This window comes from Herbaspirillum sp. NPDC101397, assembly GCF_044767325.1.
Taxonomy (GTDB): Bacteria; Pseudomonadota; Gammaproteobacteria; order Burkholderiales; family Burkholderiaceae_D; genus Herbaspirillum.
In genome coordinates this window covers 377,548-395,449 of record NZ_JBIWNS010000007.1, presented here as the reverse complement: position 1 = coordinate 395,449, position 17,902 = coordinate 377,548, and the positions used below count along the sequence as shown (strand labels likewise).

The window sequence follows — 17,902 nt, the reverse complement described above, 5'->3', positions numbered from 1 at the left end:
CACAAAAATGTTCAGGCTCAAAAAAATGCCCGACGCTTGTGGGCATTTTTAGAGTGCTACTCAGAGGTTTCGAGAAAGCACCGATAGCAAGGCGCGCCGACGCAGACAGTGCGAATGCACGGTAAGGAGAAGCAACGCGGCTAACGGTGTTTTATCGGAACCTCCTACAGATCCAACACCAGGCGGCGTCCCTTGCAACCCGAGACACACACCATCATCATCTTGTTCGAGGCTTTTTCCGCCTTGCTCAGCACGCCGTCGCGATGCTCCGGCTCGCCTTCCAGCACCTTGGTTTCACAAGCGCCACAGACGCCTTCGCGGCAGCTGTGGTCGACGTCGAGACCGGCATCCAGCAGCGCGTCCAGCAGCGATTTACCGGCCGGCACCGTGACCGACTTCTTGCTGCGCGCCAGTTCGGCGACGTATTCATCACCCTGTACTGCTTCGACGTTTTCCGCCGCAGAGAAACGTTCGATGTGCACATTGGGCAGATCGAGTTCGGCGCAGATGGCTTCAAACGCATTCAACATCGGCGTCGGGCCGCAGCAATAGAAATGCGCGTCCTTCGGCTTGCTCGCGAGGAAAGCGCGCAGGTCCGGCGGCGTGCCTTTCTCGGCGTCGAAGTGGCTGCTCACGTCGGCCTGTTGCAGCAACTCGCCGGCAAATGCCGCTTCGGCACGCGAACGCGCGCAGTAGAGCAGCTCGGCCGACTTGCCCTTGCCGCGCAGGTAATTGAGCATGCAGGAGATCGGCGTGATGCCGATGCCGCCGGCGATCAGCACCGAATGCGCGGCGCTCTCGTCGACCGGAAAATTATTGCGCGGCGCCGAGATCGTCAGCGTCGCCCCGACGCGCAACTGCTCATGCACGTAGCGCGAACCGCCGCGGCTGTTGCGGTCGTTGAGCACGCCGACCACATAGCGATGACGCTCGGCCGGCGAGTTCAGCAGCGAATAACTGCGCACGATGCCGTTGCCCAGGTGCAGGTCGACATGCGAACCGGCTTCGAAGGCCGGCAGTTGCGCGCCTTCGGGCGAGACCAGCTCGACGCTGACGATGCCCTGCGCTTCAAAGCGCATGGCCTGGACACGGACGGAAAGAAGAGAGCTGCTCATAAAAAATCCAAATCAGGAAACTGCTTGCTGCAAATCGATGTCGAGCCGCGCGAACGCATCAACCTCGACCGTCAATTCCGGAAACACCAGGCCGCTGACTTCCACCAGCGTCGAACACGGATAAGGGGCTTTGAAGAAGTCGCGCCGCGCACGACCGACTTCATCCTTGTCCCCGATATCCTTCACATAAATCACCAGCTTGTAGATACTGCCCAGCGTGCCGCCGGCCGCCTCCACCAGATCGCGCACCTTGCCCAGCACCACCAGCGTCTGCTCGTAGGTCGACAGAACGCTGTTGCGCGAGGCCGGATGCGCGGTCATGCCCGACATGGCAATCTCATTGCCGATCACCAGGCAATTCGACCAGGTCGCGGTGGCCAGCTCGGCCACCTTGTCGGTCTTGATATGCTTCACAGTCTGCATCTGGACGGCGGTCATTGGTCAGGCTGCCTTCGCCGCTTTGTTTTCCTGAGCCGCTTCTTCGCGCGCCAGTTGTTCCTTGGCGAGGCTGCGCATGTGGCGGCGCAGGCGCACGATGCCCATGTCGTGCTGGTACAGCATCTCGCGCTGGTTGGCGTCGGGCTCCATCACTTCCAGCACCGCGCGGTCCTGCTCCAGCACGTTCCAGTGACGTGCTTCCAGGCGGTTGCGATAGAGGAAACGCCAGGTGTCTTTTTGCCAGCCGGTCAGCTTGCGGCAACGCCAGTGGAAGACGGCGGCGATGTTGTCGACGATAGGCGTGTAGCTGCCGACGATGACAAAGCTGCCGCCGGGACCGCCGGTCTTCGGATACGGAATCGCCAGGCGCATCCAGTGCAGGCCGGTGTCGGCCCATTCGGTCCAGTCGAAGTTGACGTCGCGCTGGCCTTCTTTTTCGAACACGAAGCCGATGTCGGTTTCACGGATGCCGAACGAGGCGGTGTTGTCGCCTTCGGCCATCGAGTGCGACTGCTTGTGCAGGAAGGTGCCGTGCATTGGATCCATGACGTTGTCCAGCACGTAGCGGTAGTCGCCCTTCCATTCGGTGTAGCACAGGAAGTTGGAATACTCGGGGCTGGTCAGTTCTTCCGGCAGTTGCAGCGGCGGCGGTTCGGCGATGTCGCTGCTGGCGTTGAACAGGAAGATCGCGCCGCAGGCTTCGGTGACGTGGTACGAACGGGTGGCTTTTGCGCCTTCCAGTTTGCAGCCCGGGCTGCCGGGCACGCTCATGACGACGCCGTCGAAACGCACTTGCACGCCGTGGTAGCCGCAAGCGATGCGGTCGCCCATGGCGATGCCCATGGACAGCGGCGCGCCGCGGTGCGGACAGTGATCTTCCAGCGCGTGCAGGGCGCCGTTGGCTTCGCGCCAGAGCACGAACTTCTTGCCGAGGCGGCGCAGCGACACGGGGCGCTCGGCGACGAATTCGGACGGGCAGATCGGGTACCACAAGTCTTTCAATCCAACGGCGAGGACTGCATCGACCGGATCATTGGCTGTCGTTCTCATTGACTATTCTCCTGAGGGTAGAGGTCGCCGGCTTAAGCCGCCAGGCGAGCAATCTCTTCTTGATAATTGGCTTCGGTCCAGACGCCGTTGTTGTACGGGCAGCCGGGACCGGTGCGATTGAGATGCGCGACCAGCGCCGCCAGCTCGGTGATGCCGGCGCCATACGCTCGCTCGATGGAATCGCCCAGCAGATCTTCATACTGGGTCGGCGCACGACGACGCGCCTGATGGGGATTGAGATAAACCTCTGTGACTGTTGCAACCATTATTGGCCTCCATTCTTGACGCGTTCGCGGATACGCTCACGCACAGGTACAAAATCGTAAGTCGGGTAGCATTCCGTGCGGAACACGCCCCAGGCGGAGCGTTCCAGCTCCACGTTCACCAGCGGCAGCAAGGCCGGCGGCAGTTCCAGCGTGACGATCTGGCCCAGGCCCATGGCCACGGTCCACGACACCACGCGCGTGCCTTCGACAGGAAAGCGATCCCACCAGCCGACCTTCTTCATGTGGGCCTGGATGTCTTCCAGATTCTTCGACTGATCGTGCTTGAGCAGCACGGTCAGCAGCATCAGCTCTGGCTTCTTGTCGATGTCGCTCATCATTCAGACCCTCAGACCGTTTCCGCGTCAGTTTCCACTTCAAGCGGAACCGACCAGGCATCGTAGCCGTACACCCAATCCGCATTGCCGCCTTCGCGCAGCCAGTTGTTGCCGCGCGAACCGATCTGGATCTTGCTGGTGCGTTCCAGACGCAGCTCTTCGTAGACGTGCAGCGCGTCGGCGATGCCGTCGACGGTCGTCACTTTTTCCAGGCAGCGCGCCAGCACCACAGCGTCTTCAATCGCCATGCCGGCGCCTTGCGCCATGAACGGCATCATCGGATGGCTGGCGTCGCCCAGCAGCGTCAGGCGCCCCTTGGACCAGTGCGGCAGCGGATCGCGTTCGTACAGTGCGGTCTTCAACACTTCGTCGCAGGCGTCCAGCAGCGCAGTGGCGTCGGGATGGAAGCCGGCGTAGCTGTCGCGCAGTTCCTGCACGCTGCCCGGCGTGGTCCATGATTCGAGGTGCCAGGTTTCCTGTGCGGTGGTGGCGAAGATGAAAATGTCTTTGCCGCAGTTGAGCGGGAAGGTGACGATCTGGCTTTCCGGATTCGGGCCCCACCATTTGGTGAAGGCTTGCAGGTTCGGCACCTGCGCCACGCTGCCAGCCGGAATCACGGCGCGGAAGGCGACGACGCCGGTGAAGCGCGGGCTTTCCTTGCCGAACATGGCGCTGCGCACGGCCGAGTGGATGCCGTCGCCGCCGATCAGCAGGTCGACCTTGTCGGTAGTGCCGTCGGTGAAGTTCAGCGTGACGCCTTGCGCGTCTTCGGTGATGGCTTCAGCGCGCTTGGCGAACTGCACGCGTTCGGCCGGGAACACTTCGGCCAATGCCGCCAGCAAATCGGCGCGGTGGATGGTCAGTTGCGGCGCGCCGTATTTCTTCTCGGCGGTGTCGCCCATTTCCAGGCGCGAGGTTTCTTCGCCGCTGTCCCACGTCCGGCTGATGCGATGAGTAGGGCGTGCGGCGGTGCGGCGTACTGCCGCGCCGATGCCGAGACCGTCCAAAGCGCGCACGGCATTCGGCGTCAGGTTGATGTCGGCGCCGACGCGCAGGAATTGCTTCGACTGTTCGTACACGACCACGTCGTGGCCGGCGCGATGCAGCGCGATGGCGGCAGTGAGGCCTCCGATTCCTGCGCCGAGGATGCCGATTTTGAAAGAAGACATGTGGCTTGCTCCGATTACTTGTGGGTCGGTTGACGGTCGGTCAGGAATTTCCCTGTCGGGCCTTGCGCATTCTTTTGACGGCGCGTATTGCCGTCGATGCCGCCGTCGATCGCCCATTCGGCGAACACGGTCGGGCCCGGTTCGAAATCGCGCGGCTCCCAGTCGGCGTCGAGCTGGTCTTCATCGGCGTAGTACTCGATCAGGCCGCCGGCGGGATTCTTGAAGTACCAGAAATACGCCGACGAGATCGGATGACGCCCCGGACCCAGTTGCGTATCCCAGCCCTTGCGCGACATGTGCATGCCGCCGCCGAAGACTTCGTGAATATCGCGCACGGTGAAGGCGACATGATTCAGGCCCGAACGCGCTTCCGGCGGTTGCAACAGGAAGATGTCGTGATGCCCGCCGACATCGGCGCAGCGCAGGAAGGCGCCGCGTTCCGGATAGCGGTCGGATGGCACGAAGCCGAAGTTCTCGCAGTAGAATTTTTCACAGGCCTTGACGTCCTTGACGAAGAACACGACATGGCCGACTTCGATCGGCGAGGCGTGGTCATAGACCGGGCTGCGCTGGTTGATGCGGTTCTTTTCGTTCCAGGTGTTCATGGTGGCGCACTCGACCTTGACGTCGCGCTTTTGCGAAACCTGGAAGCTCACCGCCAGGCCATTGGGATCCGTGCAGCCGACGCGCTTGCCGTCGCTGAAATAACCCGGCAAGTCCTTGATGCGCTCCGCAAACTTCGGCAGCACCTCGGCGGCGGACACCCCCCAGACCACTTCACGCAATGTCGGACCGGCCTCGATCGCAGGCGGCAAAGCCGGGTCGGCGCTGCTGCGCACGACCACGCGGCAACCGTTCTGCGATTCGAACACCAGTGCTTCAGCGCTCTCCTGCGCCAGCGTCATGCCCCAGTCGAGGAAGAACTGGCGGCAAGCCGGCAGGTCGTCCGCGCCGTAAGTGATTTCGTCGATACCCAATACATCCATTTGCTTCTCCTTGTTGCTGTCCGGTGGCGCTTAACTTAACTGAGCGCCCACGGCAGCGGATTTTCATTCAGTCCCCAATACATGGCCTTCTGCTCCATGTATTGCAGGATGCCGAGGCGGCCCTTTTCGCGACCGAGACCGCTGTCGCGCCAACCGCCGAACGGCGTCGAAATCGAGAACTGCTTGTAGGTGTTGATCCATACGTTGCCGGCCTGCACCGCGCGCCCGAAACGCCAGGCCTTCTTGTAGTCGCGCGTCCAGATGCCGGCCGCCAGCGCGTACACGCTGTCGTTGGCTTGCGCGATCAGATCCTCTTCGTTGTCGAACGGCATCGCCACCAGCACCGGGCCGAAGATTTCTTCCTGGCAGATGCGCTGGTCGTTGGTCACGCCTTCGATGATGGTCGGCGCGTAGTAGTAACCCCGTGCAAACTGATCGCCTGCAAGACGCGTACCACCGGTGCGGATGCGGCCGCCGTCGGCAACGCCGATGGAGACGTAGGACTCGATGCCTTCGCGATGGCGCGCGGTGATGAGCGGGCCCATTTGCGTGCGCTCGTCGGCCGGATCGCCGACGCGCAAGGCCGCGGCACCTGCCGCCAGGCGTTCCATGAAGCTGTCGTAGATGCCGCGCGCTACAAAGAGGCGCGAGCCGGCGATACAGGATTCGCCCGAGCTGCTGAAAATGCCGTACAGCACACCGGCCACGGCATGATCGAGGTCGGCGTCATCGAACACCATGGTGGGCGATTTTCCGCCGAGCTCCAGCGAGACCGGCATCATCTTGTCGGCGGCGATGTGGGCGATGTGCTTGCCGGTGGTGGTGCCGCCGGTGAAGGACACGCGCTTGACCAGCGGATGCAGCGTGATGGCGTCGCCGATCACGGAGCCCTTGCCGGGCAGCACGCTGATCATGCCTTTCGGTACGCCGGCTTCTTCACAGATCCTGGCCAGTTCCAGCGCCATCAGCGGTGTGACTTCGGCGGGCTTGACCACCACGGCGTTGCCGGCCGCAAGCGCGGGCGCCATCTTTTGCGCTTCGCTGGCGATCGGCGAATTCCATGGCGTGATCGCAGCGACCACACCCATCGGTTCGTAGACGCTCATGGTCAGGTTGTCGCCGCGCATCGGCGTGATGGTTTCTTCCAGTGTCTCGCAGGCAGCGGCGAAGAATTGGAAGGTCGCGGCAGCGCTGCCGACCAGGTTGCGCGTCTCGGTGATCGGCTTGCCGTTGTCGAGGCGTTGGCGTTGCGCCAGCGCTTCGCCGCGTTCGCGGATCAGCTGCGCGACGCGGTAAAGGACGATGGCGCGTTCATGCGGCTTCTTCTGCGCCCAGCCGCTGGTGCGGAAGGCGCGGTCGGCGCCGACGATGGCTTCTTCGACGTCGGTCACGCTGGCTGCGTTCAGATAGGCAACCGCTTCGCCGGTGGCCGGGTACAGCGTGGCGTAACGGTCACCGCCGCCCAGGCGCCATTCACCTGCGACGCAGATCGGCAGTGTTTCGTTGAGATTCAGTTCAGTCATGATTGCTTGTTCACATCACTTAAATGGACAGCGCATGTGCACGATTACCGAGCGCACGCACCACACTGAATACGGTCAGCGCCGAGGTCTTCGGATTGGCCGCCAGCGGCTTGCCGCGCATGGTCAGTTCGAAGCCGCCGAACTCGCCCTTGGCTTCGACGTGATGGACGTTTTCCGTCACACCCGGATCGGCGTACAAACGCACTTGCGTGTGATCGAGGCCAAGGCCGGCCAGCGACAGGGTCGCAGCGACGTTGGCGTTCTTCGGATACAGGCGCGCGGCTTCGCGTGCGGTGCCTTCGAAGATCACCGTTGCCACAGTCAGGTTGGCAAGATCAAAAGGTCCGTCAGCCGGCGTGTCTTTCCACGCGTGCGGCGGCTTGCGTCCGGTGTAGACCACCGACTCCAGGCCGCCGACGCGCGCCGCCGACAAGGCGTCGATGGCACCGATGGCGCCCGACAGCAATTGCACCTGGGTCTTGCCTTCGCGTGCTGCGGCTTCCAGCTTTTCGACCAGGCCGGGCTCCGACAGCGCGCCGATCGACACCACCATGCAGGGGATGCCGCGCAGCAGCGCCGGGATGATGTGCTCTTCGATCGCCTGGTGGCCGGCGCATTCGATCAGCAGATCGGGACGGTCGTCGCCGAGACGGGTCTCGACGCGCGCCTTGGGCGCCAGCGACGACACCACGGTGCGGGCGTTCGCCATGTTCGCCTCCGGGACGATGACGACATCGAAGGCGACTTCCGGATCGCTTTTCAGCAGCTCCATCACGCCGACGCCAATGGCGCCGCAACCGATCATCGAAACATGCAGCATGGGTTTCTCCTCAGTTTCTTCAGACGGCTGCGGTAGCTGCAGTTTTGCTCGTGGCGATGGACGCTGCGGCGGCTTCCGCTGCCGCTTTTTCCGTCACCGGCGGACCGGCAAAGGCGGTCTTGAAACTGCCGATGGTCAGCATGTCGATTTCGAGCAGGAAAGGACCGGACTCGGACAACGCCGTCTTCAACGCGCCTTCGACGTCGGCCAGGTTGCTCACGCGGGTGTGGCGCAGGCTCAGCGCCTGCGACAGCTGCGCGTAGTCCGGCGTGTGCAGGTCGACGTAGTGGCGGCGACCGCCGTATTGCACGTCCTGGATATTCTTGATGACGCCGTAGCCCTTGTCGTTCATCAGCACGATGACCATGTCGGCCTTCTCTTGCACGGCGGTCGCCAGCTCACCCAGGTTGAGGATGAAGCCGCCGTCGCCGGCCAGCGTGAAGGTCTTCTTGCCGGAGGCGGTGACCGCAGCGCCGATGGCGGCGCCGATGCCCATCGCCAGGCCCTGGCCGATACCGCCGCCGAGCGCATGCACGCCGGCCAACGGATCGAAGATGCGCAGATAGCGATTGCCCCAGGTGCTGTTCGAGACAGTGACGTCGCGCACCCAGTTGAATTTGCGGCCGGCGGCTTTTTGCACTTGCTCGACCAGCGCGCTGTAAGGACCGAGGCCGTCGACCAGTCCGGCGACGGCGGCGTCGCGCGCCTTTTGCAGGTCGCCCATGAAGGCCGGATCGATCTGGATGGCGCTCTTGCGTTTTTCGAGACGATCGGCCAGGCCTTCCAGCGCCAGCGCTGCATCGCCGCAGACGAAGTGGTCGCTGTTGTAGCAGCGGCCTTCGGCCGACGGATCGGCGTCGATGCGGTACAGCGGGCGCGGCAGTTTCAGTTCGTACTTCAGTGTTTCATTGCCGCGCAGGCGCGAGCCGATCACGACGACGGCGTCGCAGGTCTGGTAGAAGTTTTCGACAGGCTTGTGCAGGTTGAACGACCCGAGCGAGCGCGGATCGTCTTCCGCCACGATGCCGCGGCCTTGGGTGCTGGTGACCACGCCGAAGCCGAGCGCGAGCAAACGCTGCACCTGCTTGCCGGCCTGGCGCGCACCGCCGCCCAGCCACAGCAGCGGACGCTTGGCCTTGAGCAAACGCTCGGCCAGTTCGTCGAGCGCATGTTCGGACGGCGCCTGCACGGCGATCGGCAGCGGACGCAGATCGGACGGCATCGGGATCAGCGCCGCCTGGATGTCGATGGGAATCTCGACGCTGACCGGACCCATCGGCGGCGTCAGCGCGGTTTGCACGGCCAGCTTGATGGTGCTGACGGCGGTCTCGGTGCTGCGGATGCGGAAGGCGGCCTTGGAGATCGCTTTCAACATCGACAATTGATCCGGCGCTTCGTGGATGTACGCCAGGCTCTGGTCGAGGTAAGGCGTTTCGATCTGGCCGGTCAGGTGCAGCAGCGGCGTGCCTGCGGTCAGTGCTTCGACCATGGCGCCGGCGGCGTTGCCGGCAGCGGTGCCGGTGGAGGTCAGGCAGACGCCAAGGCCGCCGGTGGTGCGTGCATACGAGTCAGCCATGTTGGCGCCGCCGGCTTCTCCGCGTGCCGGAATGAAACGGATCTTGCCGCGCTCGCCGAAGGCGTCGAGGATGGGCATGTTGTGGATCGAGATCACGCCGAACGCCGCCTTGACGTCGCATTGTTCGAGGAAGGCGGCGATGGCGCAGCCGACGGTGACTTGTTCTGTTGGTTGGTTTTGCTTAGGCATGGCGGGAAAGTCCTCCTGAAACATCGATGTGGCTGCCTGTTGTGTACGAAGAAAGCGGTGTCGCGAGAAAAACGATCGCGCGGGCGGCTTCCTGTGGATGACCGAGACGGCCGAGTTGAATATTCTTTTTTTGCGCCAGCGCCCGGGTCCATTGTTCCCAGGACAGGTCGAGGTCGGCGCCGGTGCGCGCCTCGTAACGGCGACGCCATTGGCCGGATTCGACCAGGCCGATGAGGATGCCGTTGACGCGGATTTTCTGTGTACTGAATTCAGTCGCCAGCGAGCGCACCAGGTTATGGATGCCGGCGCGCGCGGCCGAGGTCGCCACCATGTGCGGCTCGGGCTGGATCGCCAGCAGCGAATTGACGCAGACGACGGCGGCTTCGCCATGGGCGGCGCTCATGCGTTGCAGCTGCGGCTGGAAGGCGCGGGTCGGATAGATCACCGAGAAAAATTTCAGGCGCAGCTCTTCGGTCCAGGCCGCATCTTCGGTATCGGCAAAGGTCGACACGCGGCCCTGGCCGGCGTTGTTGACCAGCATCGAGACCGCGCCGAGATTTTCTTCCACGGCGACGGCGAAGGCTTGCACCTGCTCCTGCGACAACACGTCGCAGACCGACGAAAACAATTTCGCTTGCGGAAAGCGCACGCGCAATTGCGCTTCCACCTGTTGCAAACGCTCCTGGTTGCGGCCGCAAAACGCGACTGCCGCGCCGGCTTCGAGCAACAGCTCGACGGTCGCCAGGCCGATGCCCGAAGAGCCGCCGGTAACGACGGCGACTTTGCCTTCGAGTTGAATCATGCTCATTGCTGTTACTCCCGCCACATATTGACGACCTTGCCCGACTTTTGCGGGGCATGGTCGAGCAGGCGCGACAGTTCGTTCGCGGTGTCGCGCACCTTGACCACGATCAGGTCGAGTTGATCGGCTTCGATGTGCGGCGACGGGATCGTCGCGCCCATCGCGGCCACCACCTTGCCCGAGTGATCGCGCACCGGCGCGGCGATGGTGGAGATGCTGGTTTCGAAGAAGCCTTCCTGCAGCACATAACCGCGCTGCTTGTCGTTCTGCACCATGTCGAACAGCTCGACCACGGTCTTCGGTGTGTTGCTGGAGAAGACTTCCAGGTGTTCTTCCGGATACAGGTCGCGCAGTTCGGCCAGGGTCAGGTCTTCCAGCAGTACGCGGCCGAGCACGGTGGCGTGTGCCGGCAGACGGGTGCCGACGTTGACGTGGCTGGCGAACGCGGTTTGCGTGACCGACTTGGCGACGTAGACGATGGAGCGGCCGTCGCGCACGACCAGGTTGCAGGAGTAGCCGATTTCGTCGCGCAGGCGATCCAGCAGCGGACGACCGATCTCGGTCAGTTCCAGCGAGGCCAGGTATTCGAAGCCGAGGCGCAGCACGGCCATGCCGAGGCGGTAGTCGCGGCCGCCGTCGTTGCGCTCGACGAAGCCCATGCGTTCCAGCGTGGTCAGCAGGCGGAACACGGTGGAACGCGGTACGTCGAGACGGCGCGCGAGTTCGGGCGCAGACAGGGTCTTGTCCTGGCGGCTGAACTCGCACAGCAGGCGCAGGCCGCGCTCCAGGCCTGGAACGAGGTATTTCTCTTGCGATTCTTCTTCTGGCAGCACTGGTTTGTTCATGATTTTTGTTTTAGGAAAGTTGATAAAGATGACCACTGAGCTGGTGACGTATCGCTGCTGCTACCGCTCCGGCTTGTTCGATGTAGCAGGCGTGGCCCGCATTGTCGATCAGATGGAAGGGCAAATTCAAATTCCAGGCCAGTTCGCGGCTGTCGTCGGCCGTGGTAACCACGTCCTCGGCGCCGCAGTACACCGTCGCCGGCACGTGGCCCAGCATGCCGTTGGGCGCATACGCCTGCAGCGCGTCGCCGCACAGCATGTGCACCGCCTGCGTGTAGCCGGCCGGATTGAGCCACTGAATGTTCCAGCGCACCCAGGCGCGTTCGGTGTTGCCGGCCTGCGCCGACAACATGCGCGCCGGGCTGCGTTCGGCCATGCCTTCTACGCCGATGGTACGCAGGACCTCCAGGCGTTCCTGCGCAATCTGCCGGCCGCGTTCGCGTTTGGCGTCGCTGCCGTAGCCTTGCGCCGGGCTGATCAGCAGCAGGCGCGAGGCGCGCTCGCCACCGCCGCCGACATAGGCCGCCGCCATCATGGCGCCGAGCGAGTGGCCGACCAGCAGGCAGTTGTCGACGCCCAGCGCTGCCAGGAACAATTCCAGTCGCGCGGCGTAGTCGGCGGCGCTCGGCTGCATCTGCGGCAGCGCGGTCGAACGGCCGTAGCCAGGCGCGTTCCAGGCGATGACCTGGGCGTCTTTTTCCAGGCGCAGCGCGCATTGCAGCCACGACGCTGCGCCCGAGCTGATGCCGTGCAACAGCACGATCACCGGACCGCGTCCGCACGAGCGATAGGACACGATGCTGCCGTCACCGAGATCGACGGTGCTTTCCGCGAAGCGTCCCTCGAGCAGGCTCAGGGAATCCTTCAGCGTATCGGCGCAGGTGACGGAGGCGGGTGCGTGCGGAGTCATGTCGGTTTCCGTTACGCTGAATCAGCCGCGCTTGATGGAAGCCAGCGGATGGTCCGCCGGATAGGTCGGCGTGATCGGCTTCTTCGCGCCCAGCATCACGCACATCAATGCGTCTTCGTCGCCGATGTTGATTTCTTCGCGATACACGCCGGGCGGCACCGACACGACGTCGCGGTCGGTCAGGATGGTTTCGAACCGCTCGCCGTCTTTTTCCAGCACCAGCTTGAGCTTGCCGCGCAGGACGAAGAACACTTCTTCCACATCGATATGCAGGTGCGGCGGACCTTCGTGGCCGGCCGGGATGATCATGGTGGAGAAGGTGAAGTGTTCCGACGGAATCACGTTGGTATCGACCGCGACGCCGGTGCCGCCGGTGCCGATGTAGCGCATCTGCGCACGGCGGAATTTGGGGTCGTAGTCGGCCTGGAACTTCAGCGCATCCCAGTCGTACTTGCGCGTCGACAGGCGCGCCACGCGCGATTCCATCCAGTCGCCGAAGCTGCTGCCTTCAGGCTGGTCCCAGCTGCGCTTGACGTTGTTTTGTTCGGACATGTCGGTCATTCTTTTCTCCTTGGTGGGTCGGGAAGATCTCATTAATCAATTCGTCAATTCGTCAATTCATCACGAAGCCGCCGTTGACGGCCATGACTTGTCCCGTATAGAAGCGGGACAAATCGGACAAGGCAAAGAGCACGGCGCCGCAGACGTCTTCCGGCAACTGGTCGCGCTGGATGGCGCGGCGGTCGTGGTAAGTCTGGTGGCGTTCCTTCGGTACGTATTCGGTGGCTTCGACCAGCGTCAGGCCCGGCGCCACGGCATTGACGGTGATGTTGTCGCCGCCCAGTTCGCGCGCCAGCGAACGCGTCATGCCGATCACCGCGCTCTTGCTGGCGACATAGGCCAGCAGGTTGGTGGCGCCCCACAGCGGCGTGTCGGAAGACAGGTTGACCACGCTGCCCCGGCCCGACGCGCGCAAGGCCGGCAGGCAGGCGTTGGTCATGAGCCAGGTGCCGCGCACATTGACGTCCATGACCTTGTCCCACATCTCGATGGACAGTTGCTCGGTGGTCTTGCCGCCCGAGTTGGTGATCGCGGCGTTGTTGACCAGACCGTCGAGGCCGCCCAGCCATTGCACCGATGCCTTGGCGCAGGCGTCGATGGATTGCGGGTCGGCCAGGTCGACGGTGAAACCGGCAACGCTCAGTCCGCGCTGTTGCAGGCCGGCGACTGCGCTCTGCAAGGTGTCTTGCAGGATGTCGGCCATGGCCACGCTGGCGCCGGCTTCCGCCACCGCAGTAGCGAAGGCCAGCCCCAGGCCGCGCGCCGCGCCCGTGATCAGGATGCGGCGACCGGCCAGCAGTTGGTTTGGTGAAGTCATTTCGCGTGGCTCCATCAGACCGTGCTGGTGTGCACTTTAGGCAGGTAATGCAGCACGCGACGCTCTGCCCAGACCACGGCGCCGTAGGTGACGATGCCGATCAGCGTCAGCGCGCAGATGGCGACGAACACGGCGGCCGTGTTGCCCTGCCCTTCGCCGTCGACCAGCAGGTAACCCAGACCTTGATTGCCGCCCACCAGTTCGCCGACGGTCACGCCGATGACGGATAACGTTGATGCAATGCGCAGACCGGAGAACAGCGCCGGCAGGGCCGAACGGAACTCAACCAGATGGAAGATCTGCCAGCGGCCGGCATTGAGCGTGCGCACCAGGTTGACCATGTCGGGATCCACCGTGCGAACTGCAGACAGCACGTTGATCATGATCGGGAAGAACACGATCAGCACGGCGACGATGATCTTCGGGTAGATGGTATAGCCGAGCCACATCACGAACAGCGGTGCAAATGCGACCTTCGGTGCGATCTGCAGGGCCAGGATGTACGGCGACAACATGGCTTCGGCACGCGGCGACAGACCCAGCGCGACGCCGACGGCCAGGCCGAGCAAGGCGCCGAACAGGAAGCCGAACACCACTTCCATGGCGGTGATGCCGAAGTGCGTCAGCAGGTCATTGTTGTTCCACATGACCACCGATTCCTTGAGCACGTGCGACAGGTTCGGCAGGATGTATTCCGGCATGCCGAGCCAGCCCGGGCCCCATTGCCATGAAGCCAGGAACAGGACCAGCACCACCAGGCTGCCGCAGACGGTGCGCGCGCGCTCATTGAGCAGTGGGCGTTTTACCTTGGCGATGGTGCTTGTCTCTGGCGCAGGCGTAGTCATGGGATTGGCTGTAGTAGAGGTATCCATTTATCTGGCTGTTCCGACGAATTGATTGGTGAAGAGTTCGTTGACCGGCGTGGCCTTGGTCACGATGCCTTCGCTGACGTAGAACTTCTGCACGCTGTCCATGCGGGCGGCGTCGATCTGGCCCAGGGTCTTCTGGCCGGCGTAGACGTATTTGCGATACATCTCGAAGGTGGCTTCGATGCTGGCTTCCTTGCCCTTGTAGGCAGGCAATGCCGCAACGTAATCGGTGGCGGCGGCTTTCGGATCCTTCATGATGTCCTGCATGCCGCGCAGGGTGGCGCGCACCAGGCGCTTCAACAGTTCAGGCTTGTTCTTGATGGTGTCGTCGGACGCCAGGATCGCCTGCGCCATGCTCTTGAAGCCGCCGTTGTCGAGCAGCTCGACCTTGGCGCCGGCATCGGTCGAGTTGACGATCCAGTCAGGCACGCCGGCAAATGCCGAGGCCTTGCCTGCGGTGAACACCTGCCATACGCCCGCAGGACCGGCGGCCTGGATCTGCAGGTCGGTCTTGGACAGGCCGGCGGTCTTGAGGCTGCCGAGGAAGGCGTAGTATGTCGTGTCGGTGTACGACATCACGGTGACGGTCTTGCCCTTGAGGTCTTTGAGCGACTTGATGTTTTCGTTGGCGTTGGCGGCAACCATGGTGATCGAGCCTGCACCGAGGACGGCGATGGCCTTGACCGGAATGCCGTTGGCGCGCACCACGATCGGTGTGTCGCCGATGGCGCCGCCGATGACGGCATTGCCGGCGCCGATCTGCTTGGCGACGTCGACGCCGCCCTTGGCGACGATGAAGTTGATCTTGAGGTTTTCGTCAGCGTAATAGCCCTTGTGCTGCGCCAGCACCCACGGCGCGAAGGCCGGCGAATTCGGCGGCGCCGGCAGCAGGTAGGTCACTTCTTCCGGGGCGGCCTGGGCGATGCCCGGCACCACGGCGGTGGCGGCGAATGTCGTGGCGACGGCGGCGCTCAGGACCAGCTTGCTGCAGAAAGAGGCGAGAAATTTTTTCATGCTTGCTTCACTCCTAATGTTCGGTGGTGATCAGGTTGGATGTTGGATGTTCGGATACGTCTGCTGAATTAGTGCAGCTCGACAGTCTCTTTACCGACTTTGAGCAACTCCATCAGGCGGCCTTGCAGCGGGCCGATTTCCGGCAGCTTGCGGCGCTCCAGCGGGTTGTCGCGGAAAGGCAGGTTGACTTCGATCTCTTCGATGATGGTGCCGGGACGTTCGCTCATGACCAGCAGGCGGTCCGACAGTGCGATCGCCTCGACCAGGTCGTGAGTGATGAAGAGCGCGGTCTTTTTCTTCTCGAACAGCATCTTGGCCAGGTCCTGCTGCAAGACCATCTTGGTCTGCGCATCCAGCGCCGAGAATGGCTCGTCCATCAGCAGCACTTGCGGATCGACCGCCAGCGTGCGGGCCAGCGCAGCGCGTTGGCGCATGCCGCCGGACAATTGATAGGGATAGTGTTCTTCAAAGCCCTTGAGGTGGCACTTGGCCAGCAGCTCGTCAGCGACGCGCTTGCGCTCGGCGGCATTGACGCCGTCGATTTCCAGGCCCAGCGAAACGTTGGCGCGAATATTGCGCCATGGCATGAGCAAGTCTTTTTGCAGCATGAAGGCGACGTTGCGGACCGGCTTGGTGACGCGCTGGCCGCCGACGATGACTTCGCCGGAAGTCGGCAGGTACAGGCCCGCGCCCATGTTCAGCAAGGTGCTCTTGCCGCAGCCGGACGGGCCGATGATGGAAACCACTTCGCCGCTGCGGATCGACAGGTTGACGTTGGTGACGGCAGCGCGCGGCTGGGAAGTCTGGCGGTCGACGAAGCTCTTGCCGACGTTGCGAAATTCGATTTCGATCATGATGCCTCTTGGTTAGTTACTTGTTGCTTTGGCGCCCTCGCGCCTAATTACGTGACATTTGCTGAAGCCGGCGACCGGTAGGTGGCTGGTGCGGCACAAACGCCAGTTGTCTCATATATAAAACCACAAACCAAATGCGAGATATACGAATCAAATATAGCAGATATTCGGTAAAAAGATAGTGCTTTTTGTTTCATATATGGTTTGATGATTTATATAAGAACTGTTTTCCTTTTATCGCAAGGTTTGTGCCACACGAAAATCGGCAGTTTTGTCTCATATTTCAGACGTCCATTCACCAAAGAAACGCGCTGACGCGCCGCACCGGTGCGGTTTGCACCAATTCCAGCCAACATTGGCCGCGGCTTCAGGAGACGGAAATTGCCGGATCGGCAGTGAATTCCGCTGGCATGGCCATGGCGATACGCATCGTCTTCACATTCCTTGAGGAATCTTCACGCGTCTTGAGAGGCGTTTTCGCTGATTTACAGCGCATTAACTTCCGCTTACAGGCTTTGCCACGATGATTGCCGCGAGGGCCTGTCCTTTGCAGGACCCGTTGCCGGTTATCGGTTTTTATCGGTTTGCCAGGGGGGAAGATCATGATTCAGGGACGCATCGCCTACGTTGCTTTGGGTGCAGGACTTTTATGTGTATTAAGCGGGTGCAGCAGCCCGCCGACGATGGTGCAGGGACCGACCAGCGTGCGGCCGGCTTATCCGGTGGCCAACATCGAGAACAACGGTGCGATCTTCCGCGTCAGCAGTGCGCAGCTGTTTGAAGAATCGACCACGCACTACGTCGGCGACATCCTCAAGATCGAGATTGCCGAGTCGCTCACCGGCAGCAACAAGTCGACCACCTCCAACAGCCGCGACACCAGCCTCAAGCAAGTCGGCCCCGGCGCGGGCTCATCCATGAGCGGCTTGCTGGCGTCGGTCTTCAACATCAACGCGACGGCCACCGGCAGCGATTCCTTCAAGGGCACCGGCCAGACCGACAACAGCAACAGCATGACCGGCAGCCTGATGGTGTCGATCATCGAGGTGCTCCCCAACGGCAACCTGGTGGTGGCCGGCGAGAAGCGCATCGGGATGAACGGGTCAATCAATACCTTGCGGTTTTCGGGGGTGGTGAGGGCGCGCGATATTCGCGGGGGGAATGTGGTTTCTTCCAGCAATGTTGCTGATGCGCGGCTGGAGCAGGTTGGAGGAGGAACTGTGGCGGATGCCAATTCGCAGGGGTGGATGCAGCAGTTTTTCAGGAGTGTTTTGACGTTTTGGTGATGAGGGTTTAGCGCTGCTTTTTGAGAGCGGCGTTTTGTTCCGACTTGCTGTGTGTTGTTGCTGATGCTGCTCTTTCTTCGATCAACCCTTCGCCGGGGGTAGCCCGGCAGCTACTCACTTTTCTTGTCTCGCCAAGAAAAGTAAGCAAAAGAAGCGACCGCTGGTTCGTAGCCCCCTGCGGGGGTTCCCGGCGTCGTCAGGCGCAAATCGGGAGGGGAAACAAACTCGCTGCGCTCAGACAAGTTTCCCCTCTTTATCCGATTTGCACCTGCCGCCACCGGCTACTCGCAAGCGGACTTCCAGACTGGCTCGCTGCGCATCGCCAGGGGACAGAGATGATTTGACGGTCACCGTTATTCGCTATCGCTAAAAAAACGAAAGAACGAGAATCACGATGCCGCAGGCGAGCCACCCAAGGCAATGCGGAGCGAGCCGAGGAAGAATTCCGCTTATGAGTCGCCGTTGGTGACGTGCTCA

The 17,902-nt window shown here is 62.4% G+C and carries 19 protein-coding genes; 1 reads left to right on the top strand and 18 read right to left on the bottom strand.

The window, feature by feature from the left end:
• Window positions 1–164 precede the first annotated feature (164 nt).
• From ACIROW_RS19140 to ACIROW_RS19055, 18 genes are all read right to left on the bottom strand, one after another.
• Window positions 165–1,115: a PDR/VanB family oxidoreductase gene (locus ACIROW_RS19140; protein WP_402278028.1), complete on the bottom strand. Its 951-nt coding sequence runs from the start codon at window positions 1,113–1,115 to the stop codon at window positions 165–167.
• Window positions 1,116–1,127: 12 nt separating this feature from the next.
• A complete protein-coding gene (locus ACIROW_RS19135) occupies window positions 1,128–1,553 on the bottom strand; it encodes a RidA family protein (RefSeq protein WP_402278027.1) in 426 nt (141 codons plus the stop codon).
• Between the two features lie 3 nt (window positions 1,554–1,556).
• Window positions 1,557–2,603: a Rieske 2Fe-2S domain-containing protein gene (locus ACIROW_RS19130; protein ID WP_402278026.1), complete on the bottom strand. Its 1,047-nt coding sequence runs from the start codon at window positions 2,601–2,603 to the stop codon at window positions 1,557–1,559.
• A 32-nt stretch (window positions 2,604–2,635) separates the two neighbouring features.
• Window positions 2,636–2,869, bottom strand: a complete 234-nt coding sequence (locus ACIROW_RS19125) for a recombinase-like helix-turn-helix domain-containing protein (protein ID WP_007882409.1) — start codon at window positions 2,867–2,869, stop codon at window positions 2,636–2,638.
• Window positions 2,869–3,204, bottom strand: a complete 336-nt coding sequence (locus ACIROW_RS19120) for a hypothetical protein (protein WP_402278025.1) — start codon at window positions 3,202–3,204, stop codon at window positions 2,869–2,871. Before ACIROW_RS19120 ends, ACIROW_RS19125 begins: the two co-directional genes overlap by 1 nt.
• Window positions 3,205–3,215: 11 nt before the next feature.
• Window positions 3,216–4,373, bottom strand: a complete 1,158-nt coding sequence (locus tag ACIROW_RS19115; RefSeq protein ID WP_402278024.1) for an FAD-dependent monooxygenase — start codon at window positions 4,371–4,373, stop codon at window positions 3,216–3,218.
• A gap of 14 nt (window positions 4,374–4,387) precedes the next feature.
• Window positions 4,388–5,359 carry a VOC family protein gene (locus ACIROW_RS19110; protein ID WP_402278023.1) on the bottom strand — a complete coding sequence of 324 codons (972 nt, stop codon included), beginning with the start codon at window positions 5,357–5,359 and terminating at the stop codon, window positions 4,388–4,390.
• A 35-nt stretch (window positions 5,360–5,394) separates the two neighbouring features.
• A complete protein-coding gene (locus ACIROW_RS19105) occupies window positions 5,395–6,882 on the bottom strand; it encodes an aldehyde dehydrogenase (RefSeq protein ID WP_402278022.1) in 1,488 nt (495 codons plus the stop codon).
• A 19-nt stretch (window positions 6,883–6,901) separates the two neighbouring features.
• Window positions 6,902–7,702 (bottom strand): aspartate dehydrogenase, encoded by an 801-nt coding sequence (locus ACIROW_RS19100; protein WP_116436076.1) that lies wholly within the window; start codon window positions 7,700–7,702, stop codon window positions 6,902–6,904.
• 19 nt (window positions 7,703–7,721) lie between these two features.
• Window positions 7,722–9,467, bottom strand: coding sequence for a thiamine pyrophosphate-binding protein (locus ACIROW_RS19095; RefSeq protein WP_402278021.1), 1,746 nt, complete (start codon window positions 9,465–9,467; stop codon window positions 7,722–7,724).
• On the bottom strand, window positions 9,460–10,275 hold the full coding sequence (locus ACIROW_RS19090; RefSeq protein ID WP_402278020.1) for an SDR family oxidoreductase: 816 nt from the start codon (window positions 10,273–10,275) through the stop codon (window positions 9,460–9,462). Before ACIROW_RS19090 ends, ACIROW_RS19095 begins: the two co-directional genes overlap by 8 nt.
• Window positions 10,276–10,280: 5 nt before the next feature.
• Entirely contained in the window at window positions 10,281–11,114 is an 834-nt protein-coding gene (locus tag ACIROW_RS19085; protein WP_402278019.1) for an IclR family transcriptional regulator, read from the bottom strand.
• Window positions 11,115–11,124: 10 nt separating this feature from the next.
• Window positions 11,125–12,024 carry an alpha/beta fold hydrolase gene (locus tag ACIROW_RS19080; protein WP_402278018.1) on the bottom strand — a complete coding sequence of 300 codons (900 nt, stop codon included), beginning with the start codon at window positions 12,022–12,024 and terminating at the stop codon, window positions 11,125–11,127.
• Window positions 12,025–12,045: 21 nt separating this feature from the next.
• Entirely contained in the window at window positions 12,046–12,585 is a 540-nt protein-coding gene (locus tag ACIROW_RS19075; protein ID WP_402278017.1) for a cupin domain-containing protein, read from the bottom strand.
• Window positions 12,586–12,637: 52 nt separating this feature from the next.
• On the bottom strand, window positions 12,638–13,402 hold the full coding sequence (locus ACIROW_RS19070; RefSeq protein WP_402278016.1) for an SDR family oxidoreductase: 765 nt from the start codon (window positions 13,400–13,402) through the stop codon (window positions 12,638–12,640).
• 14 nt (window positions 13,403–13,416) lie between these two features.
• Window positions 13,417–14,274 (bottom strand): ABC transporter permease, encoded by an 858-nt coding sequence (locus tag ACIROW_RS19065; RefSeq protein WP_116436083.1) that lies wholly within the window; start codon window positions 14,272–14,274, stop codon window positions 13,417–13,419.
• Complete coding sequence (locus tag ACIROW_RS19060) at window positions 14,275–15,285, bottom strand: ABC transporter substrate-binding protein (RefSeq protein ID WP_402278015.1); 1,011 nt, start codon at window positions 15,283–15,285, stop codon at window positions 14,275–14,277. It lies immediately after the preceding gene.
• Window positions 15,286–15,353: 68 nt separating this feature from the next.
• Window positions 15,354–16,139 carry an ABC transporter ATP-binding protein gene (locus ACIROW_RS19055; RefSeq protein WP_402278014.1) on the bottom strand — a complete coding sequence of 262 codons (786 nt, stop codon included), beginning with the start codon at window positions 16,137–16,139 and terminating at the stop codon, window positions 15,354–15,356.
• 602 nt (window positions 16,140–16,741) lie between these two features.
• Here ACIROW_RS19055 and ACIROW_RS19050 point away from each other — a divergent pair.
• A complete protein-coding gene (locus ACIROW_RS19050; RefSeq protein WP_402278013.1) occupies window positions 16,742–17,425 on the top strand; it encodes a flagellar basal body L-ring protein FlgH in 684 nt (227 codons plus the stop codon).
• The last annotated feature ends 477 nt before the right edge of the window (window positions 17,426–17,902 follow it).

Excerpts from the sequence above, each read along its gene's own strand:
- ACIROW_RS19135 (WP_402278027.1), bottom strand. The coding sequence starts at position 1,553 with ATGACCGCCGTCCAGATGCAGACTGTGAAGCATATCAAGACCGACAAG.
- ACIROW_RS19090 (WP_402278020.1), bottom strand. The coding sequence starts at position 10,275 with ATGAGCATGATTCAACTCGAAGGCAAAGTCGCCGTCGTTACCGGCGGC.
- ACIROW_RS19095 (WP_402278021.1), bottom strand. The coding sequence starts at position 9,467 with ATGCCTAAGCAAAACCAACCAACAGAACAAGTCACCGTCGGCTGCGCC.
- ACIROW_RS19075 (WP_402278017.1), bottom strand. The coding sequence starts at position 12,585 with ATGACCGACATGTCCGAACAAAACAACGTCAAGCGCAGCTGGGACCAG.
- ACIROW_RS19110 (WP_402278023.1), bottom strand. The coding sequence starts at position 5,359 with ATGGATGTATTGGGTATCGACGAAATCACTTACGGCGCGGACGACCTG.
- ACIROW_RS19055 (WP_402278014.1), bottom strand. The coding sequence starts at position 16,139 with ATGATCGAAATCGAATTTCGCAACGTCGGCAAGAGCTTCGTCGACCGC.
- ACIROW_RS19060 (WP_402278015.1), bottom strand. The coding sequence starts at position 15,285 with ATGAAAAAATTTCTCGCCTCTTTCTGCAGCAAGCTGGTCCTGAGCGCC.
- ACIROW_RS19050 (WP_402278013.1), top strand. The coding sequence starts at position 16,742 with ATGATTCAGGGACGCATCGCCTACGTTGCTTTGGGTGCAGGACTTTTA.
- ACIROW_RS19070 (WP_402278016.1), bottom strand. The coding sequence starts at position 13,402 with ATGACTTCACCAAACCAACTGCTGGCCGGTCGCCGCATCCTGATCACG.
- ACIROW_RS19065 (WP_116436083.1), bottom strand. The coding sequence starts at position 14,274 with ATGGATACCTCTACTACAGCCAATCCCATGACTACGCCTGCGCCAGAG.
- ACIROW_RS19125 (WP_007882409.1), bottom strand. The coding sequence starts at position 2,869 with ATGGTTGCAACAGTCACAGAGGTTTATCTCAATCCCCATCAGGCGCGT.
- ACIROW_RS19130 (WP_402278026.1), bottom strand. The coding sequence starts at position 2,603 with ATGAGAACGACAGCCAATGATCCGGTCGATGCAGTCCTCGCCGTTGGA.
- ACIROW_RS19100 (WP_116436076.1), bottom strand. The coding sequence starts at position 7,702 with ATGCTGCATGTTTCGATGATCGGTTGCGGCGCCATTGGCGTCGGCGTG.
- ACIROW_RS19115 (WP_402278024.1), bottom strand. The coding sequence starts at position 4,373 with ATGTCTTCTTTCAAAATCGGCATCCTCGGCGCAGGAATCGGAGGCCTC.
- ACIROW_RS19105 (WP_402278022.1), bottom strand. The coding sequence starts at position 6,882 with ATGACTGAACTGAATCTCAACGAAACACTGCCGATCTGCGTCGCAGGT.
- ACIROW_RS19120 (WP_402278025.1), bottom strand. The coding sequence starts at position 3,204 with ATGAGCGACATCGACAAGAAGCCAGAGCTGATGCTGCTGACCGTGCTG.
- ACIROW_RS19080 (WP_402278018.1), bottom strand. The coding sequence starts at position 12,024 with ATGACTCCGCACGCACCCGCCTCCGTCACCTGCGCCGATACGCTGAAG.
- ACIROW_RS19085 (WP_402278019.1), bottom strand. The coding sequence starts at position 11,114 with ATGAACAAACCAGTGCTGCCAGAAGAAGAATCGCAAGAGAAATACCTC.
- ACIROW_RS19140 (WP_402278028.1), bottom strand. The coding sequence starts at position 1,115 with ATGAGCAGCTCTCTTCTTTCCGTCCGTGTCCAGGCCATGCGCTTTGAA.